Below are 24392 nucleotides of genomic sequence, written 5' to 3'. Positions count from 1 at the left end.
AGAATCAGCGCATTTACGCACAATAATCACGCAATTTAGTTAACAAGGTTTAGTTTATGAAAGCCTGCATTAACAATCAGCAAATCCGCCATTACAACAAGGGTGTGCTGCTGGAGTATCTGTACCGCAAAAAACGAGCCAGTAAATCGACGCTCGCGCGGCTGGCGCAAATCTCAATTCCCGCGGTCAGCAATATCCTCCAGGAGCTGGAAGAGGAAGGACGCGTGGTCAATGTACAGGATGAGCATCTGGCCCGCGGTCATAGCAGCGGCGCCTGGCTTATTGCGCCCGATGGCGACTGGACCCTGTGTATGAACATCACGCCCACCAGTATCGAGTGTCAGCTTGGAAATGCCTGTCTGAGTGCGAAAGGCGACGTCGAATACCACGCCATTGACGCCCCAACGCCTCAGGCACTGCTGGCAGCGATTGAGAAATGCTGGCATCAGTACCGTAAGAACTGGCCCAGGCAGAAAATCAATCTGGCGCTGGCGGTTCATGGGCAGGTTGATGCGGGAACGGGAGTATCACAGACCATGCCGCAGGCTCCCTGGAAGCAACCCGTGGAGATGAAATATCTGCTGGAAGAAAAACTCAATGTCCGCGTAATGGTCGACAACGACTGCGTCATGCTGGCGCTGGCGGAAAAATGGCAAAATGAGGGACAGTATCGCGACTTCTGCGTCATCAACGTCGATTACGGTATTGGTTCGTCATTTGTCATCAACGACCAGGTCTGGCGCGGTAGCCTTTATGGCAGCGGCCAGATTGGACACACTATTATCAATCCTGATGGCGTTGCCTGCGACTGCGGGCGCTATGGCTGCCTGGAAACGGTGGCATCACTGAGCGCATTGAAAAAACAGGCGCGGATATGGCTTAAAACACAGCCCGATCTCGCCAATAATCCAGAGGCGCTGACCATCGATGCCCTGATCGAAAAATGGCAGCAGGGTGATTCTCGCCTTCATACGTGGGTGGAAGACTCCGCAAATGCCATCGGGCTCAGCCTCTACAACTTTCTTAATATCTTAAATATAAACAATATCTTATTGTACGGCCGCAGCTGCGGATTTGGCGAAGAGTGGTTGAATACCATCATCAGGCAGACAGGCTTTAACCCTTTCGATCATCGTGACGCGCCGCGCACCAGAGCAACGCAAATCGGCTTCGGACAGCTGAGTCGTCAACAGCAGCTGCTCGGCATTGGCTATCTGTACGTGGAAGAGCAACTGCAGACATTACGTTGATCGCACAAGGTATGTGGCAGATCACAAAATTGTGTATTACGTTTAAATCACGCACCTTCACAACGGATTGATTATGAACACACTACGCTATTTCGACTTTGGCTCTTCCCGTTCCGTTCTGCTGCTGATCGCCCGTATTGCCGTCGTACTGCTGTTTATTATATTTGGCTATCCCAAACTGATGGGCTTTAGCGGTACGGTACAATATATGGCCTCCTCCGGCGCGCCGCTTCCGACGTTAGCGGCGATTATCGCGATTGTGATGGAGGTGCCGGCGGCAATCCTGATTATCCTGGGCTTCTTCACCCGTCCGCTGGCGGTGATCTTTATTTTTTACACCCTCGGTACCGCCGTCATTGGCCATCATTACTGGGATATGAGCGGTGATGCCGTACTTCCCAATATGATTAACTTCTACAAAAACATCAGTATAGCTGGAGCCTTCCTGCTTCTGGCCATCACTGGCCCGGGCGCTATCTCCCTCGACCGTCGTTAACCTCTGAACGCCGGACGTAAAAAAGGCCGCACTGGCGGCCTTTTTCTTTACGCTTGCGTCGTTAAACGTTACGCATAAACCGGGAAGCGTGCACAGATATCCAGCACTTTACCCTTCACGCGCTCAATGACCGCTTCGTCATTGATGTTGTCCAGCACGTCGCACATCCAGCCGGCCAGCTCTTTCACTTCCGCTTCTTTAAAGCCGCGACGGGTTACCGCCGGAGAACCGATACGGATACCGGAGGTCACAAACGGGCTCTTCGGATCGTTTGGTACGCTGTTTTTATTGACGGTGATGTTAGCACGGCCCAGCGCAGCGTCAGCTTCTTTACCGGTCAGGTTTTTATCGACCAGATCCAGCAGGAACAGGTGGTTTTCAGTACCGCCGGAAACCACTTTGTAGCCGCGATTCAGGAATACTTCAACCATCGCTTTGGCGTTTTTCGCAACCTGCTGCTGATAGACTTTGAACTCTGGCTCCATCGCTTCTTTCAGCGCAACCGCTTTACCCGCGATAACGTGCATCAGCGGGCCGCCCTGTGCGCTAGGGAATACGGCAGAGTTCAGTTTTTTATACAGCTCTTCGCTACCGCCCTTCGCCAGGATCAGGCCGCCGCGCGGACCCGCCAGGGTTTTATGGGTAGTGGTCGTCACAACGTGAGCATGCGGAACCGGGTTTGGGTAAACGCCCGCGGCAATCAGGCCAGCAACGTGGGCCATATCGACGAACAGGTATGCGCCGATGCTGTCAGCGATTTCACGCATTTTTGCCCAGTCAACGATACCGGAGTAAGCAGAGAAACCACCGATGATCATTTTCGGTTTATGTTCCTGAGCCTGCTTCGCCATGTCTGCATAGTCGATTTTACCGGACTCATCGATGCCGTAAGGAATGATGTTGTACAGTTTGCCTGAGAAGTTAACCGGAGAGCCGTGAGTCAGGTGACCGCCTTGCGCCAGGTTCATACCCAGAACGGTATCGCCCGGTTGCAGCAGAGCGGTGTAGACCGCGAAGTTAGCCTGGGAGCCGGAGTGCGGCTGTACGTTAGCGTAATCAGCGCCGAACAGCTCTTTTGCACGGTCAATCGCCAGTTGTTCAACGATATCAACATATTCGCAACCGCCGTAGTAGCGCTTGCCCGGATAACCTTCGGCATATTTATTGGTCAGCTGAGAACCCTGTGCCTGCATAACACGCGGACTGGTGTAGTTCTCGGAGGCGATCAGTTCGATGTGCTCTTCCTGACGTACTTTTTCCTGCTCCATAGCCTGCCACAGTTCGGCATCATAATCGGCAATGTTCATTTCACGCTTTAACATCCGCATCTCCTGCTCAGCTAACAATAGATTACAGCTCTAAAAGGGGGGCCTTTTTGGGCGACGGCCCACAGTATAACCGAATCGTTCTGTGATAACAGGTCTTGACAAAGGATTTTACGCAAACGATTGGCTCCCCATTACACAAGGCTTTGAGCAATAACGACTCAACGATTATCAACGGATTTCTTTTCAGGTTTGTGATGCAAATTCTTCATGTTGTTACCGCTACGGGGAAAAGTGTTAAGGAACCATTTACAGTGCAGGGTTATTTTTATAAGATGCATATAAAATACATCATTTAAATAACACCGAAGGAAGCTGCTATGCTCGACGCCCAAACCATCGCAACGGTTAAAGCCACTATTCCCCTGCTCGTCGAAACAGGTCCTAAGCTGACCGCCCATTTTTACGATCGCATGTTTGCCCATAACCCGGAGCTCAAAGAGATCTTCAACATGAGCAACCAGCGTAACGGCGACCAGCGTGAAGCGTTGTTTAATGCCATTGCCGCTTACGCCAGCAATATCGACAACCTGCCTGCCCTGCTGCCTGCCGTCGAGAAAATCGCCCAGAAACACACCAGCTTCCAGATCAAACCGGAACAGTACAATATTGTCGGCGGCCATCTGCTGGCGACGCTCGACGAAATGTTCAGCCCGGGCCAGGAAGTGCTTGACGCATGGGGCAAAGCCTACGGCGTGTTGGCCAATGTCTTTATTCATCGTGAATCTGAAATCTACCGGGATAACGCCAGCAAAAACGGGGGCTGGGAAGGCACGCGCGCGTTTCGTATCGTGAAGAAAACCCCGCGTAGCGCCCTGATTACCAGCTTCGATCTCGAGCCGGTAGACGGCCAGCCGGTGGCGGATTATCAGCCGGGCCAGTATCTGGCGATTTGGCTGAAGCCGCAGGAGTTTGAATATCAGGAAATTCGTCAGTATTCGCTGACCCGCAAGCCAGACGGCAAAGGCTACCGAATTGCGGTTAAACGCGAAAACGGCGGTCAGGTATCAAACTGGCTGCATAACGCCTCACAGGAAGGAGATATTGTGCATCTGGCTGCGCCGGCAGGTGACTTCTTCCTCGCCGTTGAGCCGGAAACGCCGGTTACGCTGATTTCCGGCGGCGTCGGACAAACACCGATGCTGGCCATGCTCGACACGCTGGCAAAAACGCAGCATGCGGCCCAGGTGAACTGGTTCCACGCGGCAGAAAATGGCGATGTCCATGCGTTTGCCGACGAGGTGGCAACGCTCGGCGCCAGCCTGCCGAAATTCACCTCCCATATCTGGTATCGCACGCCGACGGAAGCCGACCGCCAGGCGGCACGCTTTAACAGCGAAGGTCTGATGATGTTATCGGATCTGGCGGACACGCTGCGTGACCCGCAAATGCAGTTCTATCTGTGCGGCCCGGTGGCCTTTATGCAACATGCAGCGAAACAGCTGGTGGCGCTGGGCGTCAATAACGACAACATTCACTACGAATGTTTTGGCCCGCATAAGGTGCTGTAATGAAATAACCCGGAGGCGGCGGAGATGCCGCCATTCGGGAATATTCCCCGGTCGCGCAAAGCTGACCGGGGAATGCGTCAGAATACGGCCCGGCTTAAATTGCCGCGTCGTCCTCTTCCCCGGTACGAATACGAATCACGCGGGCGACGTCAAAGACGAAGATTTTACCGTCACCGATTTTACCGGTCTGCGCCGTGCGGATAATGGTATCCACGCAGGTATCAACGATATCGTCAGTGACCACAATTTCGATTTTCACTTTCGGCAGAAAATCCACCATGTACTCAGCCCCGCGGTACAGTTCGGTGTGGCCTTTCTGACGGCCAAAGCCCTTCACTTCCGTCACCGTCATCCCGGTGATGCCGACTTCGGCCAGCGCTTCGCGCACGTCATCCAGTTTGAAAGGTTTAATAATCGCATCAATCTTTTTCATGGTTTTCCTGTCTTGGAGCCTATCCCATTAAGGCTATTTTACTTGCCATTTTGAACCTGGGCAGCGCTCAAAATCCTCACGTACTACGTGTACGCTCCGCTTTTTCCGCGCTGTCCGTGTTCAAACTGCCTGCGACAATAACGCCTACTGGGATAGGCTCTTAGTCGCGTAAACGGTTGCTTACCGTATCATAACTTGCGCCATGCTGCGGAGCTACTCTTTAAAGTCGTTGGCGTCGAGCTCGTGGCGCGACAGCAGCTTGTAGAATTCAGTACGGTTGCGCCCCGCCATTCTTGCTGCGTGGGTGACGTTGCCTTTGGTGATTTGCAGCAGCTTGCGCAGATAGTTGAGCTCAAACTGATTGCGCGCTTCGACGAAGGTCGGCAGCGCGGTATTTTCCCCTTCCAGCGCCTGTTCCACCAGCGCATCACCGATCACCGGCGAGGTGGTCAACGCCACACACTGCTCAATCACGTTCACCAGCTGGCGGACATTGCCGGGCCATTTGGCTGCCATCAGCCGTTTCATCGCATCGGTTGAAAACGCCCGTACAAACGGCTTATGCCGATCGGCAGACTGGCGCAGCAGATGGTTTGCCAGCAGCGGGATATCCTCCGCGCGCTCGGCCAGCGGCGGGATCTTCAGGTTGACCACGTTCAGGCGATAATACAGATCTTCACGAAACTCGCCGCGCGCCATTGCCTTCGGCAGATCGCGGTGAGTGGCCGAGATGATACGTACATCGATATCGATGTCGCGGTTGCTACCCAGCGGGCGCACTTTACGCTCCTGCAGTACCCGCAGCAGCTTCACCTGCAGCGCCACCGGCATATCGCCAATCTCATCAAGAAACAGCGTCCCGCCCTCAGCGGCCTGGAACAGCCCTTCCCGGTTGCTCACCGCGCCGGTAAATGCGCCGCGCGCATGGCCAAATAGCTCGGATTCCAGCAGTTGTTCCGGCAGCGCGCCGCAGTTAATGGCGATAAAAGGTTTGGCGTGGCGCGGGCTGGCATTATGAATCGCCTGCGCGACAATCTCTTTCCCGGTCCCGCTCTGACCGTTAATCAGTACGCTAACGTCCGACTGCGCCACCATTCCGGCCTGTTCCAGCAGACGCAGCATCAGCGGACTGCGGGTTACGATAGCCTGACGCCAGCGCTCATCCGTCGCCGGCGCACTGTGTTCCAGCGCATCATCGATGGCTTTATACAGCGCATCTTTGTCCACCGGTTTGGTCAGGAAACCAAACACGCCTTGCTGGGTGGCCGCCACCGCATCGGGAATCGAGCCGTGAGCGGTAAGGATAATCACCGGCATCCCCGGATGAACTTTCTGGATTTCGCTGAACAACTGCAGGCCGTCCATCTCATCCATGCGTAAATCGCTGACCACCAGTTCGACTTTGTCACGCGCCAGAATACGCAGCGCCTCCGCACCGCTTTCGGCGGTCACGACGCTGTAGCCCTCGCTGGTCAAACGCATTCCCAGCAGTTTTAACAGACCCGGATCGTCATCCACCAGCAGCAAATGCGCAGGTTTACGGATCGTCATGTATGACCTCCGGAACCTTATCGCCGCTGTGACTGCCGTCGGAATTAAAATTGCCTCCGGGCTTGCGGCTGGAAAGCTGGCGTTCAATATCGGTGAGATTTTCCAGCTTGCGGGTAGTTAGCTCCAGCTGGCTGCGCAGCTGCTGTTCCTGCAGGCGCAGCGCCTCCAGCTCGCTATCGCTGGATTGCTGCAGCTTCGCGTAACGGGCGCGCTCATCCACCAGCTGCAGCTGCCTGTTCTGACCATCACGCCAGAGCTGATACAGCGGACGCACCTGCACGGCAATTTGCGGACTGAAGGTATTCAGGCGGGATACCAGTTCACGGCGTTCATCCGGCGTAATCTTCGCATCCGCCAGTAAAATGCCGCGCTTAAAGGCATCCTGCCAGCTGTCATCATCATGCCGCCTGGCTTCCGCCCGCGCCTGAACCGGCGCCAGACGATCGGCACAATCAATCCCGCGCAGCCAGTACAGCGGGTTTTTATCGCTGGCTTCGCTCTTCAGCGACCAGATATCGGCGCAGTCGACTGAGAGAAAATCCGCAACCTGATGCTGCGGCAGATCGGGTTGTGCTTTGTCATTTGCCGTGTGCGGCGAAAAAGCGGCGGAACACCCCGCCAGCGCCAGGCAAGAAAGGCCGGGCAACAGCCATCCTTTGAAAGCACGAACCACTACGAAAAAGTGGGACATATTCACCCATTGTTGATTCATGTGTTGGTTTTTCCCGGCTCAGCGGCGGGTAGCGTTATGCGAAAACAGATAAGCCCGGGCTCACTCTCTTCCAGGCTCAGCTCACCCTGCATTTGTCGGACGCAGTCCCGGGCAATACTCAGCCCCAGACCGCTGCCTTTTACCGCCCCTTTACGCTGATGGCTTCCCTGATAAAAAGGCTCAAAAATCATATTTTTTTCCGCCTGCGGGATCGGTTCGCCGCTGTTTATCACGTCTATACGAACCTGCTCGCCGTGCCGGTAGCTATGAATACGAATGTTACCGGATTCAGCCCCATAGTGCACCGCATTGGAATAGAGATTATCCATCACGCTGATCAATAATGCCGGTTCTGCCAGGCAGGTACGCTCCGCCAGTTGAATCGCGGTATGCATCATTTTTGCGCGTGCGGGCAAACTGTGAGCGGCCACAACGTTATCAACCAGCTCGGCAATATCAACGATTTCACGCGGGACCGGGCCATCGGCCTGTTTACGATTGTAGTCCAGCAGTTGCTCAATCAGTTTTTGCAGATTGCGGCTGCTGTTATCGAGAATTTCGACGATCTCCTGCTGTTCCGTGGTCAACGGCCCGGCCACGCGGTCGGCCAGCAGCTCCGTGCCTTCCCGCATGCTGGCGAGGGGCGTTTTCAGCTCGTGTGAAAGGTGGCGTAAAAACTGATGGCGCTGCGACTCCAGCCAGGCCAGACGTTCGCTCAGCCAGATGATACGCTCGCCGACGGAACGCAGTTCGCGCGGACCGGTAAACAGCGCCGCGTTATCCAGCGATTTCCCCTCTCCCAGGCGGTTAATCATTTTCTCGATCCCTTTTACCGGGCCGATAATCATCCGGGTAAACAGCAGAACCAGCGCCAGGCTCAGCAGAAAAAGAACCAGCGCCTGCCAGCCAAAAAACTGCCCGCGTTCGGCAATCTCCTGCTGAAGCTGTTGTCCGCGCGAGTAAACCACCGTTCGGGTGGCCTGAACCATCTCGCTGTTGGCGGCGGCAAAGGCTTCAAGGCTGGCTCCCGATGGCGCATCCGGACTGCTGTTTTTACACCTGAGCTGCGCCAGGTCGTTCAGCTGCTGGCTCAGCGCCTGCCAGATTTTTTCGTCCGGTAGCACCCCGGCATGAGCGTCAAGCATCTCGCTATAGCGTTTACGCTGATTTTGATAGACCTTCGCCAGCGTCGGATCGTCCAGTACGCAGTACTGCCGGTAGCTACGTTCCATTTCCAGCGACGCGTTCATCATTGCCTCACTGCGCCGGGCATCGACAAGCGTCGTGCGGTTAATATGCGCGGCCTGCGCGCTCAGCGCATTCAGGCTCTGCCACGCCTGCCAGGCCAGAACCAGCAGCGGCAGCAAAATCAACACAAACGAGAGCGTGACCAGCTGACGCAACGAACGGGGGAAAAGAGAGATTCGCTTCAAGGATAGGGTCTCAATCATTTGCTCACTATGATGCTACCTGAATATACCCAATATACTCTATGGATTTTGAGTTACAGGAAGGCGGCAAAGCTGAGAATCCCCGGGAGCTTACTCAAGTAAGTGACCGGGGTGAACAGATGCGGCCAACGCACCTGTAGCACAAAAGACGACGAGTATAACAAAGCCAGGCACAGGCCTGGCTTTGTTATGGAATAAGGCGGTGCCTAACTCGACGTTTCGCCCGATGGTTGATAAAGCAAAGCTGTTATCAGAAGTTGGACGGCAGGCACCTTGTTGTGCGTCATTCGAAGTTTATGTAGCGCGTCCCGAAGGGGCTGACATAAGAAGGTGAATGAGCCACTGCGTATTATTATGCATTAACTATGCCACATAGCAAAACAAATTGTTAACACAATGAAATATAATGAATTTATAACATTTAACCCGCACTTCGGTTGCGGTGACTTTTTAACCAGAGTGTCGCCGTTTAGCAACACATCGTGAGGCGTTTTTACACCTCTATATAAATCAATAAGTTAAATGTCTCTAATTGGCGACACCCCTCACCGGCGTTTGTCGGCAATTCCCGACACCGGCAGGCGACCGCCGTCACAAACGAAAAGCCCCCGCTCAACGTCGGGGGCCTGATACATTACGCTTCAGCCGGGAAGGCTTTGCGAACACGGCGGATCCTGTACAGCTCGCCGGATATTAGCCCAGCTGTTTACGTGCGTTGCGGAAGATGCGCATCCACGGACTATCCTCGCCCCAGTTTTCCGGGTGCCAGGAGTTAGCCACCGTGCGGAATACGCGCTCAGGATGCGGCATCATGATCGTCGCACGACCGCTTTCGCTGGTCACGGCGGTGATCCCGTTCGGTGAGCCGTTCGGGTTAGCCGGATAGCTCTCCGTCACCTTACCGAAGTTATCGACAAAGCGCAGCGCCACCAGACCTTTGCTCTCCAGCTGGGCCAGATGCGCGCTGTCACGCACTTCCACCTGCCCTTCACCGTGAGAAACGGCAATCGGCATCATCGAACCGGCCATGCCCTGCAGCAGCAGAGACGGGCTTTGCGTGACTTCGACCAGGCTGAAGCGCGCTTCAAAACGGTCGGAATAGTTACGCACAAAGCGCGGCCACAGGTCGCTTCCCGGGATCAGCTCACGCAGGTTGGACATCATCTGACAACCGTTACACACGCCCAGCGCCAGGGTCTGCGGACGGTGGAAGAAGGTGGCAAACTCATCGCGCACCCGCTCGTTAAACAGAATGGATTTCGCCCAGCCTTCGCCCGCCCCCAGCACGTCGCCATAGGAGAAGCCGCCGCAGGCAACCAGCGCCTGGAAATCAGCCAGCCCGGTACGGCCCGCCAGCAGGTCGCTCATGTGCACGTCGATCGCATCAAAGCCCGCGCGGTGGAAGGCTGCCGCCATCTCCACGTGGGAGTTAACGCCTTGCTCACGCAGTACCGCTACCTTCGGACGTGCGCCGGTGGCGATGTACGGTGCGGCAATGTCTTCGTTGATATCGAAGGTGAGCTTCACGTTAAGGCCCGGATCGTCCTCGCGACGTTTCGCTTCGTGCTCGCTATCGGCGCACTCCGGGTTGTCGCGCAGGCGCTGCATCTGCCAGGTGGTTTCTGCCCACCAGATACGCAGCGTGGTGCGGCTTTCGCTGAACACCGGATGCCCTTCAGCGGTGATGACAAAGCGGTCACCTTCCGTCGCCTGGCCCAGGTAGTGGACGCAGTCTGCCAGGCCATGAGAAGCCAGCAGCGCTTCAACCGCTTCGCGATCCGCGGCACGGACCTGGATAACCGCCCCCAGCTCTTCGTTAAACAGCGCCGCCAGACGATCGTCACCTAGCGCGGCAATATCTGCCGTCAGGCCGCAGTGGCCGGAAAAGGCCATCTCAGCCAGGGTTACCAGCAGGCCGCCGTCAGAGCGGTCGTGGTAAGCCAGCAGCTTACGATCGGCCACCAGCGCCTGCATCGCATCCCAGAAGCCTTTCAGCTGCGCGACATCGCGTACGTCGGCCGGAACATCGCCCAGCTGACGGTAAACCTGCGCCAGCGCGGTGGCGCCGAGCGCGTTACGGCCTTTGCCTAAATCAATCAGCAGCAGGGCGTTATCTTCCGTGGAGAGCTGCGGCGTCACGGTATGGCGCACATCTTCCACGCGGGCAAAGGCGGAAATCACCAGCGATAGCGGCGAAGTCATCTCGCGCTGCTCGCTGCCTTCCTGCCAGCGGGTTTTCATCGACATCGAATCTTTACCCACCGGAATGGTCAGTCCCAGAGCCGGACACAGCTCTTCGCCAACCGCTTTTACCGCTTCATACAGACCGGCATCTTCACCCGGATGACCCGCTGCGGCCATCCAGTTTGCGGAAAGTTTCACGCGATTTAACGCGCCAATTTGCGTTGCAGCGACGTTGGTCAGCGCTTCACCGACGGCCAGGCGAGCAGAGGCGGCAAAGTCCAGCAGCGCAACCGGCGCACGTTCGCCAATCGCCATCGCTTCGCCGTAGTAGCTATCGAGGCTGGCGGTGGTTACCGCGCAGTTTGCTACCGGAATCTGCCAGGGGCCGACCATCTGATCGCGCGCCACCATCCCGGTTACGGTGCGGTCGCCGATGGTGACAAGGAACGTTTTCTCTGCAACCGCCGGCAGGTGCAGCACGCGATTCACCGCATCGGCGAGAGTGATATCCCGACGATCCAGCGCGTCGCCTTTCACTTTCAGGGTCTGCACATCGCGGGTCATTTTCGGCGTTTTGCCCAGCAGCACATCCAGCGGCAGGTCGATCGGCTGGTCGTTGAAGTGAGCATCGCTCATATTGAGATGCAGTTCTTCGGTGGCTTCACCGATCACCGCATACGGTGCGCGCTCACGGCGGCACAGCTCGTCAAACAGCGGCAGCTGTTCCGGCGCGACCGCCAGCACATAGCGTTCCTGGGATTCGTTACACCAGATTTCCAGCGGGCTCATCCCCGGCTCATCGCTCAGGATATCGCGCAGCTGGAATTTACCGCCGCGACCGCCGTCGCTGACCAGTTCCGGCATGGCATTAGACAAACCGCCCGCGCCGACGTCGTGGATAAACAGAATCGGGTTTGCATCGCCCAGCTGCCAGCAGCGGTCGATCACTTCCTGGCAGCGGCGTTCCATTTCCGGGTTATCGCGCTGCACCGAGGCAAAATCAAGATCCGCGTCGGACTGACCGGATGCCATCGAAGAGGCTGCCCCGCCGCCCAGGCCGATATTCATCGCCGGGCCGCCAAGGACAATCAGTTTCGCCCCAACGGTAATTTCGCCTTTCTGCACGTGCTCGCCGCGAATGTTACCAATACCGCCCGCCAGCATGATCGGTTTGTGGTACCCGCGCAGCTCTTCGCCGTTGTGGCTGGTCACTTTTTCTTCATAGGTACGGAAATAGCCGTTCAACGCCGGGCGACCGAATTCGTTGTTAAACGCGGCGCCGCCCAGCGGGCCGTCGGTCATGATATCCAGCGCGGTCACAATACGATCCGGCTTGCCGAAATCTTCTTCCCACGGCTGTTCAAAGCCGGGAATCCGCAGGTTAGAGACTGAGAAACCGACCAGACCGGCTTTCGGTTTCGCTCCGCGACCGGTTGCCCCTTCATCGCGGATTTCACCGCCGGATCCGGTCGCCGCACCCGGCCACGGAGAGATGGCCGTCGGGTGGTTGTGCGTTTCCACTTTCATCAGGATATGGGCGTCTTCCTGATGGTAGTCATAGCGGCCTTTTTCGCGATCGGCGAAGAAGCGCCCTACCTGAGAACCTTCCATGACCGCGGCGTTGTCTTTATAGGCGGACAGAACGTAGTCCGGGGTCTTCTCAAAGGTATTTTTGATCATCTTAAACAGCGACTTCGGCTGCTGTTCGCCGTCGATGACCCAGTCGGCGTTAAAAATCTTGTGGCGGCAGTGTTCGGAGTTCGCCTGGGCAAACATATACAGTTCGATGTCGTTCGGGTTGCGGCCAAGCCTGGTAAACGCATCCTGCAGATAATCGATTTCGTCTTCCGCCAGCGCCAGCCCCAGACGGAGGTTGGCGTCAATCAGCGCCTGACGTCCCTGACCCAACAGATCGACGCTGGTCACCGGCGTCGGTTGATGCTGAGCGAACAGCTTTTCGCCCTCTTCCAGCGCGTCAAAGACGCTTTCCATCATCCGGTCGTGGAGTTCACTCGCGACAGCGGCCCATTGTTCTTCGCTCAGCGCAGTGGCTTCCACATAGTACGCCACGCCGCGTTCAAGACGCACAACCTGCGACAGGCCGCAGTTATGGGCAATATCGGTAGCTTTAGAAGACCAGGGGGAGATGGTGCCAGGGCGGGGGGTGACGAGCAGTAATTTACCGGTTGGGGTATGGCTGTTTAAGTTTGGGCCATACTTGAGCAGTCGTGCCAGCCTCTCACGCTCATCACCGCTTAACGGCGCGTTCAGTTCGGCAAAATGAACATACTCTGCATATATTGTGCTAACCGGCAGGTTGGCCGCCTGGAAACGTGCCAGCAGTTTATTAACACGAAATGCCGACAGTGCAGGTGAACCACGCAAAATTTCCATCATAAGTCTCTCGTCTTCGCAGCTTTCAATATGAGCCAGGGGGGAAACGGGCGCCATTATAGTGAATCCTGAGCCTCGACGAAACCGTTTGCGTGGAAATAAAATCATTCCCCTGGTTTATCAATTAATGTGACCTTCCTCGCGAATAAGTTGCCAACTGACGCATTCTTAAGCAAAATGCCGCTCATTCGAGGACTCTCTTTTAACTTTATTCGCTAATAGCCTGCTGAGGAACACAGAGCTGCAGAAGATTAACTCTCTGAAAAAATTAAAGATTAATTATCTGCTCATCGGCATTGTGACCTTATTGCTGGCGGCCGCTCTGTGGCCGTCGATCCCGTGGTCAGGAAAGCCGGAGAACCGTGTCGCCGGAATTATGGCGCGCGGCGAGCTGCGCATCAGTACCATCAATTCGCCGCTCACCTTCGCGACCATCAATAACAAAACCTACGGACTGGATTACGAGCTGGCGGAACAGTTTGCCGATTACCTCGGCGTCAAGCTGAAAGTGACCGTCCGCCAGAATATCAGTCAGCTGTTTGATGACCTCGATAACGGTAATGCCGATATGTTAGCTGCCGGACTGGTCTACAACTCAGAACGGGTCAAAAACTATCAGGCCGGGCCGGGCTACTATTCGGTGTCGCAACAGCTGGTCTACCGGGTGGGCAACACGCGCCCACGCAGCCTCGCCAACCTCACGGCGGAACAGCTGGTGATTGCCCCGGGCCACGTCGCCATTAACGACCTGCAGACACTAAAAGGAAATAAATACCCGGATCTCGGCTGGCGCGTGGATGAAAAGCGCGGGACGACAGCGCTGATGCAGGCGGTTATCGATGGCGAAGTGGATTACACCATTGCGGATTCGGTGGCCATTAGTCTGTTCCAGCGCGTGCATCCGGAACTGGCGGTCGCTCTGGATATCAGCGATGAACAGCCGGTGACCTGGTTTAGCGCCAGGAGCGAGGACAACTCGCTTTCGGCGGCGATGCTGGATTTCTTCAACAATATGAATGAAGACGGCACCCTGGCGCGGCTGGAAGAAAAATACCTTGGACACGGCAACGATTTCGATTATGTCGACACCCGGACGTTCCTGCGCGCCGTCGATAATATTCTGCCGGACCTACAGCCGATGTTTGAGAAATACGCGCGCCAGATCGACTGGCGCCTGCTGGCGGCCATTTCATGGCAGGAGTCGCACTGGGATCCGCAGGCTACTTCGCCCACCGGGGTGCGCGGCATGATGATGCTGACCCGCAATACCGCGCAGAGCCTGGGATTAACCGATCGTACCGATGCGGAGCAGAGCCTCAGCGGCGGTATGCGCTACTTGCAGGATATGATGAATAAAATCCCGGACTCGGTCCCCAAAGATGAACGAATCTGGTTTGCGCTGGCGGCTTACAATATGGGATACGCCCATATTCTGGACGCTATCTCACTGACCAAAAAACAGAAAGGCAATCCCGACAGCTGGGCGGACGTCAAGCAGCGCCTGCCGCTGCTCAGTCAGAAACCTTATTACAGCCGGCTGAAATATGGCTACGCGCGCGGTCACGAGGCATACGCCTACGTCGAGAACATCCGCAAATACCACATCAGCCTGGTGGGCTACCTGTCGGAGAAAGAGAGAAAGGATGAACAGCGGCTGGCGCTGGCCGGGGACTATCCGGCAGTGATGCCGGATGAACTGGATAAAGAACAGCGGGCGCTCCCCTTTTTCCAGTTTCGCGCGGAATCGTTAGTCGACAACGCCAGGCTGAAGATTCCCGGATTGGGACACTAAGCGTCTTCGACCCGACGCGCCTTTTTTAAGGCTTTTTTCTCTTCCCGCCGCCAGCGGAAAAAGTCGCTGAGCATACCTGAGCACGACTCCGCCAGAATCCCCTCGCTGATCTCCACCCGATGATTCATACCCGGATGGTGCAGAACATCAATTAGCGAGCCGGCCGCGCCGGTTTTTGCATCCCGGGCACCAAATACCAGCCGTGAAATCCGGCTATGCACCATCGCACCCGCGCACATCACACAGGGTTCAAGCGTGACATACAGCGTCGCGTCAATCAGGCGATAGTTTTGCAGGACCAGTCCACCCTGACGCAGCGCCATAATTTCGGCATGCGCCGTAGGATCGTGACGCCCGATAGGCCGGTTCCACCCTTCGCCGATAACCTGATTGTTGTACACCAGCACGGCGCCGACCGGCACTTCGCCCTCTTCCCAGGCGCGTTTAGCCAGCGTCAGGGCGTGACGCATCCAGTATTCATCGTTCAGTTCATGGTCAGACAAAACGGGCACTCCTGCGGAAAAAGCGGGCCGCATTATACATGGCCGACAGACATTGCACACTATTCTAACTGGTGGAGATCGCCCTGCGGGGTGACCCGCCAGCGGTGCTGGCAAAAATGAAGCAGCGGATTATCCTGTTCGCTATCGCTATAGCCGCTGTACAGCTGCAGCGGCGCACCGATCTTCTGCTCCAGTTGCACCACCTTTTCATGGCCCAGACAGCGTAGCGACAGCCCCCAGCCTCCGCAGCGACGTTCCATCCGACTGGCGATGATGTTCACCCTGGGCAGCCAGGCAGTATCCCCGTAGACCTGTTCCACCAGCGATTGCGGCGATCCGGTAATCAGCCAGACGTCAGCATCGTGCCGGGTCAGGTAGTCCGACAGCCGGGCCTGCACCACCGGAAAAGCCGTCACGCGCTGGCGAAACCAGCGGACAAAGTCGGCCTCAAGCCGCTTTAGCGCGCGCTCACTGCGTCCGAACGTCGATGCCCACAGCAGCAGGCTCATCGGCCAGCGCGCCGCCCGGCCATTTACCGCCAGTCCTGCCAGGATCACCGGCAACAGCGGTACAACCAGCAGCAGGTTCAGGGGCTGGTGACGCAAGACGTACCGTAAGAAGCTGCCGAACATATCCTGTTGATGCAACGTTCCATCGAGATCAAAAAAAACCACTCGCTGCGTGCTGCTCTTCAAACCTGACCTCTTTTTATCGAATTTTGTCTCTGATACCGCTAGCTTAACAGTCTTGTGCCATAAACAGAGAAAACATCCGCTGACGTTAAGCCTGCGTTGAGGCAGTTCCTCCGCCGTGAATAAATCTCAGCGGTAGAATTTTTAATTCGCCGCAATCCTCTTATAATCGAATACAAAATTCTTTCAGCAGAGGGCGAAAGTTGTCCTGAGGAAAACCGATGAACTGTTTAATCCGCATCCGCCAGCGCTACCCGTCGCTGGCAGCAAGCGATAAGAAGCTGGCAGACTTTATTCTGGCTCAGCCGGACCAGACCCGCCACCTCAGTTCGCAACAGCTGGCAGGTGAGGCAGGCGTCAGCCAGTCCAGCGTCGTGAAATTCGCGCAGAAGATGGGGTTTAAGGGTTTCCCGGCGCTAAAGCTGGCGCTCAGCGAAGCGCTGGCCAGTGCACCCGATCCTCAGTCGGTGCCGGTCCATAACCAGATCCGCGGCGACGATCCGCTGCGTCTGGTCGGCGAGAAACTGATTAAGGATAACGTGGCCGCCATGCACGCCTCGCTGGATGTGAACAGCGAAGAGAAGCTGCTGGAAGCCGTGGCGCTGCTGCGGAATGCGCGCCGGGTGATTATTACCGGTATTGGCGCATCCGGCCTGGTGGCGCGCAATTTTAGCTGGAAGCTAATGAAGATCGGCATTAACGCGGTTTCCGAACAGGATATGCATGCCCTGCTCGCCACCGTACAGGCCATGTCGTCAGACGACCTGCTGTTAGCTATCTCCTACTCTGGCGAACGTCGTGAAATCAATATGGCCGCCGGAGAAGCGCTGCGCGTGGGCTGTCGGATCCTGGCGATCACTGGCTTCACCCCCAACGCCCTGCAACAGCAGGCCACGCAGTGCCTGTATACTATCGCCGAAGAGCAGGCGACCCGCAGCGCGGCGATCTCCTCCACCAGCGCGCAGATGATGCTCACCGATCTGCTGTTTATGGCGCTGGTTCAACAGGATCTTGAACATGCGCCGGACCGTATCCGGCACAGCGAAGCGCTGGTGAAAAAACTGGTGTGAACAGAAAATGGGCGTATAATGCCCGCCCTGTTTGTGTTGTTTCTGAGAATTTCCCGATGGCGCTGTTAATCACCAAAAAATGCATCAACTGCGATATGTGCGAACCGGAATGCCCTAACGAGGCCATTTCGATGGGTGACAGCATTTATGAAATTAACAGCGACCGCTGCACGGAATGCGTGGGCCACTATGAAACGCCCACCTGCCAGAAAGTGTGCCCGATCCCGAATACGATTCTGAAAGACCCGGCACACGTTGAAAATGAAGAGCAGCTGTGGGACAAGTTCGTGCTAATGCATCACGCGGACAAAATCTGATACCGCGGACAGCGGGCGCTAACTCTCCACGATAACCGTTGCACAAGCGTAATGGCGCTCATCGGCCAGCGTCACGTGAATGCTTCTGACGCCCAGACGCTCCGCCAGATTCTTCGCTTCGCCCCACAGCCGTAGCTTAGGCTTGCCCAGTTCGTCGTTGTAAACCTCAAACTGATTAAAAGCCAGACCGTTACGGATACCGGTCCCCAGGGCTTTCGCCGCCGCCTCTTTCACCGCAAAACGCTTTGCCAGAAAACGAACCGGCTGCTGGTGCTGTGCCCATATCGCCCACTCGTTGTCGCTGAGCACGCGCCGGGCGAGACGATCGCCGCTGCGGGCGATCACCGCTTCAATACGGGCAATTTCAACAATATCGGTACCCAGCCCCAGAATAGCCATTACGCGCGAGCTTCCTGCATCAGGCGTTTCATCTCGGCAACCGCTTCTTTCAGGCCGCTCATCACCGCACGACCGATGATCGCATGACCAATGTTCAGCTCATGCATCTCCGGAATACGGGCGATCGCCTGCACGTTATGGTAGGTCAGGCCGTGACCGGCATTAACCTTGAGGCCCAGGCTCGCGGCATAGGCGGCCGCCGTGGCGATACGCTCAAGCTCTGCGGCCTGCCGGGCGTCGGTTTCGGCATCCGCATAGCAACCGGTATGGATTTCGATATACGGCGCGCCGACGTCCGCCGCAGCCTTAATTTGCTCAACATCGGCATCGATGAACAGCGAGACCAGAATACCGGCATCGGCAAGGCGCGTGCAGGCATCGCGCATTTTGTCGCGCTGACCCGCCACATCCAGACCGCCTTCCGTCGTCACTTCCTGACGTTTTTCCGGAACCAGACAGCAGAAGTGCGGTTTGGTCTCACAGGCGATGGTCAGCATCTCTTCGGTGACCGCCATCTCCAGGTTCATTCGGGTATCCAGCGTCTGGCGCAGGATACGCACATCGCGGTCGGTAATGTGACGGCGGTCTTCGCGCAGGTGCACGGTAATCCCGTCGGCGCCAGCCTGCTCGGCGATAAAGGCCGCCTGCACCGGATCCGGATAGGCCGTGCCGCGAGCGTTACGCAGTGTCGCAATATGGTCAATATTGACCCCTAACAGTAATTCAGCCATGACAATCCTCATTGATCGTTATTCGTTTTATCTGCTGCTCGCGCCGCGCGGGCGGGCATAAACTGGCGAAACAGCTCCCGGCTCTTTAGCGGTTTACCGCCAAGATACGGTTTCAGGGCGATACGGGTAAAGCGCTTTGCGGCACGTAGCGCGTCGCTATCCGGGAACTCACGGTTAGCCAGCGCCTTCAAATGGTGCCCGGTAAAGGTGTTGTTATCAATAACCACGCTGGCAATAAAACCTTTTTCTTCACGGTAGCGATAGGTCATGGTGTCATCCACCGCTTCGCCGCTGCCGGCACAGTGGAGGAAGTCAACGCCATAGCCCAGGTGTCCCAGCAGCGCCAGTTCAAAGCGGCGCAACGCCGGCTCTGGTGTACCGCTTGCGCCAGCCAACGCCTGCAGACAGTGCAGATAATCGAAAAAGAGTTCGGAGAAGCGCGTTTCATGTTCGAGCACGCGGGAAAGCAGCTCATTGACATACAGACCGCTGTAAAGCGTGATGCCGCTGAGCGGAAGCGCCAATGAAACGGCTTCGGCGCTGCGAAGCGTTTTCACTTCGCCACGCCCGCCAAAGCGCAGGAGTAAGGGGGTAAAAGGCTGGAGGGCGCCTTTGAGGTTGGAGCGTCTGGAACGTGCGCCTTTTGCTACCAGGCGCACGCGACCCGACTCTTCCGTGAAGACGTCCAGCATCAGGCTGGTTTCGCTCCAGGGACGACTATGCAGAACGAAAGCGCGCTGCCAGCCTTCCATCATACTCGTCGTCTTTCAGGTTGCAGGTGCGTTGGCCGCACCCTTTCAGCCGAATCACTGACTAAAGTAAGCTCCCGGGGACTCACGGTCTTGCCGCCTGCCTGCACCACGAAAGCCATGGTGTATCAAACTCAGAGATCGTCAACGTAGCCGAGGCTGCGCAGCGCGCGCTCGTCGTCGGCCCAGCCGGATTTGACCTTCACCCACAGTTCGAGGTGAACCGGCGCTTCGAACATATCCTGCATGTCTTTACGCGCTTCAATACCGATGGTTTTGATTTTGGCGCCTTTGTTGCCAATGACCATCTTCTTCTGACCTTCACGCTCAACCAGAATCAGGCCGTTAATATCATAACCGCCGCGTTCGTTGGTCTGGAAACGCTCGATCTCAACCGTCACCGAATACGGCAGCTCGGCACCAAGAAAACGCATCAGCTTTTCACGGATGATTTCAGAGGCCATAAAGCGCTGTGAGCGGTCGGTAATATAATCTTCCGGGAAGTGATGAATCGCTTCCGGCAGATGTTTGCGTACGATCCCGGCGATGGTATCGACATTCATCCCTGTTTCCGCAGAAATTGGCACGATATCGAGGAAGTTCATCTGGCTCGCCAGGAACTGCAGGTGCGGCAGCAGATCGGCCTTCTCCTGCACGTTATCTACTTTATTGACCGCCAGAATCACCGGCGCTCTGGCATCACGTAATTTGCCCAGCACCATTTCGTCATCGGCCGTCCAGCGCGTGCCTTCGACAACGAAAATCACCAGTTCAACGTCGCCAATGGAACTGCTCGCCGCTTTGTTCATCAGGCGGTTGATCGCCCGTTTCTCTTCCATATGCAGGCCCGGGGTATCAACATAAATTGCCTGATACGGTCCTTCGGTATGGATGCCGACAATGCGGTGACGGGTGGTCTGCGCTTTACGGGAAGTGATCGAAATCTTCTGCCCAAGCAGTTTGTTCAACAGCGTGGATTTACCCACGTTCGGGCGGCCAACGATGGCGACAAACCCACAATAACTTTTATCGATGCTCATTCCAGCTCCAGCTTTTTCAGCGCCTGTTCGGCGGCAGCCTGCTCCGCCTTGCGACGGCTGGAACCTGTGCCTACCACCGGTTCACTCAGGCCACTGACCTGGCAGTGGATAGTAAATTCCTGATCGTGTGCTTCACCGCGCACCTGCACTACCAGATAGGAAGGCAGCGGCAGGTGGCGACCTTGCAGGTACTCCTGCAAACGGGTCTTTGGATCTTTTTGCTTATCGCCAGGACTGATTTCGTCCAGACGAGTTTGGTACCAGGTGAGAATCAGGCGCTCAACGTTCTGGATATCGCTGTCGAGGAATACCCCGCCAATCAACGCTTCAACGGTATCTGCCAGAATAGACTCGCGACGGAAGCCGCCGCTTTTCAACTCACCCGGGCCAAGGCGCAGACACTCACCCAGTTCAAACTCGCGGGCGATCTCCGCCAGCGTGTTGCCTCGTACCAACGTTGCGCGCATGCGGCTCATATCGCCTTCGTCCACCCGAGGGAAACGATGATAGAGCGCATTCGCGATCACAAAACTCAAAATTGAGTCACCTAAAAATTCCAGGCGCTCATTGTGTTTGCTGCTGGCACTGCGGTGAGTTAATGCCTGTTGCAACAGCTCCTGATGATGAAAAGTGTAGCCCAGCTTCCGTTGAAGCCGATTAATTACGATGGGGTTCATGCGTTACCAATAAATGAATGCGTCAAAAATGCAGCACACGAAACCGACCTGGGCAGCCCTGTCCCCATTCAGATTGCCTGTGCGCTTGCCTGCCGCCTTTCTGCAACCCAAATTATTCAGAGTAAAATCAACCAACGCGGTTTCGTGTGCAGTGTCACTCTTACGAGAGACAACCAAAACTTCGGGGGGATATTCTATACGCAACGACAAGGGATGTCGTTAGTTTGAATAGATTTAAATATTAAATAATTCACGCTGCCAATATTGCAGCGGCAGCGTGAATAAGGCAGGGAAATTAATGAATGCTACCGATACGCGATAAACGCACGCCGGTCGGCCATTCACCTTCCTGTTTTTCGAAGCTCATCCAGATCGCCGTGGCTTTACCCACCAGATTGGCCTCTGGCACAAAGCCCCAGTAACGGCTGTCAGCGCTGTTATCGCGGTTGTCACCCATCATGAAGTAATGACCCGGCGGCACAATCCAGGTGGCCAACGGCAGGCCGGACTGGCGGTAGTACATTCCAACCTGATCCTGAGCAATCGGCACGGTCAGAATGCGGTGAGTCACCTCACCCAGCGTCTCTTTGCGCTCGGTCAGACGAATACCGTCAGCCTTGCTTTCGCCTTTCGGCAACTGCCAGAAACCGCTGGTCGCTTCCCCACCGTTCTGACGCGAGAACGTCTGGACGAAATCGCTGGGCTCAACGTTGGAGTAAGTCACCGGCAGTGCATTACCACATGCCTGACCGGAGCTGCAGCCCGGCTGGATAGTGACCTGTTTTGCCACCGGATCGTAGGTGATCTTATCGCCCGGTAAGCCAACAGCCCGCTTAATGTAGTCCAGACGCGGATCTTCCGGGTATTTGAACACCACGATATCGCCACGTTTCGGATGACCGGTTTCGATCAGCGTTTTCTGGTAGATCGGATCTTTGATGCCGTAGGCAAACTTCTCGACCAGAATAAAATCGCCGATCAGCAGTGTTGGCATCATCGAACCTGACGGGATTTGAAACGGCTCATAAATAAATGAGCGCACCACCAGGACGATCGCCAGCACCGGAAATACCGAGGCTCCCGTTTCCAGCCAGCCCGGTTTCGGGCCGACTTTCTTCAACGTTTGCTTGTCGAGGCTATCACCGGTCGCTGCCTGAGCAGCGGCCTGACGTTCACGACGTTTTGGTGCAAAGATGAATTTATCCAGGCACCACAAAAGCCCCGTGATCACGGTTGCAATCACCAGGATCAGGGCAAACATGTTCGCCATGCCAACTCCTTAATGGTTATTTTCCGTCTTTACCGACGTGCAGAATGGCGAGGAACGCTTCCTGCGGCAGCTCAACGTTACCCACTTGCTTCATACGTTTCTTACCGTCTTTCTGCTTCTGCAGCAGCTTTTTCTTACGACTGACGTCGCCGCCGTAGCATTTCGCCAGTACGTTTTTACGCAGCTGTTTGACGGTCGAACGGGCAATAATGTGGTTGCCGATAGCCGCCTGAATCGCGATATCGAACTGCTGGCGTGGGATCAGCTCTTTCATCTTCTCCACCAGCTCACGACCGCGGTACGGCGCGTTATCGTTGTGGGTGATCAGCGCCAGCGCATCAACACGCTCGCCGTTGATCAGCACGTCCACGCGCACCATGTTGGATGCCTGGAAGCGTTTGAAGTTGTAATCCAGCGACGCGTAGCCACGGGAGGTGGACTTCAGACGGTCAAAGAAATCGAGAACCACTTCCGCCATCGGAATTTCATAGGTCAGCGCAACTTGTTTACCGTGATAAACCATGTTGGTCTGCACGCCACGCTTCTCAATACACAGCGTGATGACGTTGCCGAGGAACTCTTGCGGCAGCAGCATATGACATTCCGCGATCGGCTCACGCAGTTCCTGAATGTTATTCAGCGGCGGCAGCTTGGACGGGCTATCGACATAGATGACCTCTTTCGACGTGGTTTCCACTTCGTAGACAACCGTCGGCGCGGTGGTAATCAGATCCAGGTCGTATTCGCGTTCCAGACGCTCCTGGATGATCTCCATGTGCAGCAGGCCGAGGAAGCCACAGCGGAAGCCGAAGCCCAGCGCCGTTGAACTTTCCGGCTCATAGAACAGAGAGGCATCGTTCAGGCTCAGTTTGCCAAGCGCATCACGGAAGGCTTCATAATCATCGGAGCTCACCGGGAACAGACCGGCGTACACCTGTGGTTTCACTTTCTTAAAGCCTGGCAGAGCCTTATCCGCCGGGTTACGTGACGTCGTCAGGGTATCGCCAACCGGCGCGCCGAGGATATCTTTAATGGCACACACCAGCCAGCCTACCTCGCCGCATTTCAGCTCGGTACGGTCAACCTGTTTTGGCGTGAAGATACCCAGGCGATCGGCGTTATAGACCTGACCGGTGCTCATGACTTTGATTTTGTCGCCTTTGCGCATCGTGCCGTTCTTGATACGCACCAGCGACACAACGCCAAGATAGTTATCAAACCAGGAGTCGATGATCAGCGCCTGCAGCGGGGCATCCGCATCGCCTTCCGGCGGTGGGATATCACGCACCAGACGTTCCAGAACATCGGGAACGCCGACGCCGGTTTTCGCCGAGCAGCGCACCGCATCGGCCGCATCGATACCGACGATGTCTTCGATTTCATCGGCTACGCGCTCCGGATCGGCAGCAGGCAGGTCGATTTTGTTGAGAACCGGCACCACTTCCAGATCCATTTCCATGGCGGTATAGCAGTTGGCCAGCGTCTGAGCTTCCACTCCCTGACCCGCATCGACCACCAGCAGCGCACCTTCACATGCGGCGAGCGAACGTGACACCTCATAAGAGAAGTCGACGTGCCCCGGGGTATCGATGAAGTTCAGCTGGTAGGTTTCGCCGTTGGTCGCCTTGTAATCCAGGGTGACGCTTTGCGCCTTAATGGTGATGCCACGCTCACGTTCAAGATCCATGGAGTCCAGTACCTGGGCTTCCATTTCACGATCGGAAAGGCCACCGCAAATCTGGATGATACGGTCAGACAACGTCGATTTACCGTGGTCGATATGAGCGATGATTGAAAAGTTACGTATATTCTTCATATTTTAGAGTTAATTATGCCTTACGCGTA

The 24392-nt window shown here is 56.0% G+C and carries 21 protein-coding genes; 6 read left to right on the top strand and 15 right to left on the bottom strand.

What is annotated here, in order from left to right; all coding sequences use genetic code 11:
• Positions 1-56: 56 nt before the first annotated feature.
• On the top strand, positions 57-1250 hold the full coding sequence (locus Q1L34_RS06140) for an ROK family transcriptional regulator (protein WP_327204398.1): 1194 nt from the start codon (positions 57-59) through the stop codon (positions 1248-1250).
• Between the two features lie 73 nt (positions 1251-1323).
• Positions 1324-1746, top strand: a complete 423-nt coding sequence (locus Q1L34_RS06135) for a DoxX family protein (RefSeq protein WP_004866416.1) — start codon at positions 1324-1326, stop codon at positions 1744-1746.
• A 68-nt stretch (positions 1747-1814) separates the two neighbouring features.
• On the opposite strand, the gene glyA is transcribed toward Q1L34_RS06135, so the two are convergent.
• Entirely contained in the window at positions 1815-3068 is a 1254-nt protein-coding gene (glyA, locus tag Q1L34_RS06130; RefSeq protein WP_004866418.1) for a serine hydroxymethyltransferase, read from the bottom strand.
• Positions 3069-3391: 323 nt separating this feature from the next.
• Here glyA and hmpA point away from each other — a divergent pair, with 323 nt between their 5' ends.
• Positions 3392-4582: an NO-inducible flavohemoprotein gene (gene hmpA / locus Q1L34_RS06125; protein WP_004866421.1), complete on the top strand. Its 1191-nt coding sequence runs from the start codon at positions 3392-3394 to the stop codon at positions 4580-4582.
• 94 nt (positions 4583-4676) lie between these two features.
• Here hmpA and glnB read toward each other — a convergent pair whose 3' ends face one another.
• The 5 genes from glnB to purL form a co-directional block, all read right to left on the bottom strand.
• A complete protein-coding gene (gene glnB / locus Q1L34_RS06120) occupies positions 4677-5015 on the bottom strand; it encodes a nitrogen regulatory protein P-II (RefSeq protein WP_002914032.1) in 339 nt (112 codons plus the stop codon).
• A 213-nt stretch (positions 5016-5228) separates the two neighbouring features.
• Positions 5229-6566: a two-component system response regulator GlrR gene (glrR, locus tag Q1L34_RS06115; RefSeq protein WP_004866424.1), complete on the bottom strand. Its 1338-nt coding sequence runs from the start codon at positions 6564-6566 to the stop codon at positions 5229-5231.
• A complete protein-coding gene (gene qseG / locus Q1L34_RS06110) occupies positions 6553-7257 on the bottom strand; it encodes a two-component system QseEF-associated lipoprotein QseG (protein ID WP_032718077.1) in 705 nt (234 codons plus the stop codon). The genes glrR and qseG overlap by 14 nt, the downstream gene beginning before the upstream one ends.
• Positions 7258-7274: 17 nt before the next feature.
• A complete protein-coding gene (locus Q1L34_RS06105; protein ID WP_015583696.1) occupies positions 7275-8711 on the bottom strand; it encodes a sensor histidine kinase in 1437 nt (478 codons plus the stop codon).
• Between the two features lie 711 nt (positions 8712-9422).
• Positions 9423-13310 carry a phosphoribosylformylglycinamidine synthase gene (gene purL, locus Q1L34_RS06100; protein ID WP_032718078.1) on the bottom strand — a complete coding sequence of 1296 codons (3888 nt, stop codon included), beginning with the start codon at positions 13308-13310 and terminating at the stop codon, positions 9423-9425.
• Between the two features lie 220 nt (positions 13311-13530).
• Here purL and mltF point away from each other — a divergent pair, with 220 nt between their 5' ends.
• Positions 13531-15099: a membrane-bound lytic murein transglycosylase MltF gene (gene mltF / locus Q1L34_RS06095; RefSeq protein ID WP_071824599.1), complete on the top strand. Its 1569-nt coding sequence runs from the start codon at positions 13531-13533 to the stop codon at positions 15097-15099.
• On the opposite strand, the gene tadA is transcribed toward mltF, so the two are convergent.
• Complete coding sequence (tadA, locus tag Q1L34_RS06090; RefSeq protein ID WP_004866434.1) at positions 15096-15602, bottom strand: tRNA adenosine(34) deaminase TadA; 507 nt, start codon at positions 15600-15602, stop codon at positions 15096-15098. The genes mltF and tadA overlap by 4 nt on opposite strands.
• A gap of 59 nt (positions 15603-15661) precedes the next feature.
• Positions 15662-16234, bottom strand: coding sequence for a phosphatidylglycerophosphatase C (gene yfhb / locus Q1L34_RS06085; RefSeq protein WP_230132538.1), 573 nt, complete (start codon positions 16232-16234; stop codon positions 15662-15664).
• Positions 16235-16515: 281 nt separating this feature from the next.
• Between yfhb and Q1L34_RS06080 the strand changes: the two genes are divergently transcribed.
• Together Q1L34_RS06080 and Q1L34_RS06075 are read left to right on the top strand one after the other, a co-directional pair.
• Positions 16516-17364 carry a MurR/RpiR family transcriptional regulator gene (locus Q1L34_RS06080; protein WP_004866439.1) on the top strand — a complete coding sequence of 283 codons (849 nt, stop codon included), beginning with the start codon at positions 16516-16518 and terminating at the stop codon, positions 17362-17364.
• 56 nt (positions 17365-17420) lie between these two features.
• Entirely contained in the window at positions 17421-17681 is a 261-nt protein-coding gene (locus tag Q1L34_RS06075; RefSeq protein WP_004866440.1) for a YfhL family 4Fe-4S dicluster ferredoxin, read from the top strand.
• A gap of 18 nt (positions 17682-17699) precedes the next feature.
• Here Q1L34_RS06075 and acpS read toward each other — a convergent pair whose 3' ends face one another.
• From acpS to lepA, 7 genes are all read right to left on the bottom strand, one after another.
• Positions 17700-18080 carry a holo-ACP synthase gene (acpS, locus tag Q1L34_RS06070; protein ID WP_004866442.1) on the bottom strand — a complete coding sequence of 127 codons (381 nt, stop codon included), beginning with the start codon at positions 18078-18080 and terminating at the stop codon, positions 17700-17702.
• Positions 18080-18811: a pyridoxine 5'-phosphate synthase gene (gene pdxJ / locus Q1L34_RS06065; protein ID WP_004866444.1), complete on the bottom strand. Its 732-nt coding sequence runs from the start codon at positions 18809-18811 to the stop codon at positions 18080-18082. Before pdxJ ends, acpS begins: the two co-directional genes overlap by 1 nt.
• Before the next feature lie 8 nt (positions 18812-18819).
• The gene (recO, locus tag Q1L34_RS06060) at positions 18820-19563 is read right to left on the bottom strand and encodes a DNA repair protein RecO (RefSeq protein WP_032686559.1); all 744 of its coding nucleotides are present in this window, start codon (positions 19561-19563) and stop codon (positions 18820-18822) included.
• 131 nt (positions 19564-19694) lie between these two features.
• Positions 19695-20600: a GTPase Era gene (gene era / locus Q1L34_RS06055; protein WP_004866448.1), complete on the bottom strand. Its 906-nt coding sequence runs from the start codon at positions 20598-20600 to the stop codon at positions 19695-19697.
• A complete protein-coding gene (gene rnc / locus Q1L34_RS06050; RefSeq protein WP_004866451.1) occupies positions 20597-21277 on the bottom strand; it encodes a ribonuclease III in 681 nt (226 codons plus the stop codon). The genes era and rnc overlap by 4 nt, the downstream gene beginning before the upstream one ends.
• Before the next feature lie 295 nt (positions 21278-21572).
• Positions 21573-22547 (bottom strand): signal peptidase I, encoded by a 975-nt coding sequence (gene lepB, locus Q1L34_RS06045; protein ID WP_044351455.1) that lies wholly within the window; start codon positions 22545-22547, stop codon positions 21573-21575.
• 16 nt (positions 22548-22563) lie between these two features.
• Positions 22564-24363 carry a translation elongation factor 4 gene (gene lepA / locus Q1L34_RS06040; protein WP_004866454.1) on the bottom strand — a complete coding sequence of 600 codons (1800 nt, stop codon included), beginning with the start codon at positions 24361-24363 and terminating at the stop codon, positions 22564-22566.
• Between the last annotated feature and the right edge of the window lie 29 nt (positions 24364-24392).

The organism is Klebsiella ornithinolytica (genome assembly GCF_030505655.1).
Lineage (GTDB): Bacteria > Pseudomonadota > Gammaproteobacteria > Enterobacterales > Enterobacteriaceae > Klebsiella > Klebsiella ornithinolytica.
The sequence above is the reverse complement of the archived record's forward strand: the minus strand, read 5'-3'. Positions and strand labels throughout refer to the sequence as shown.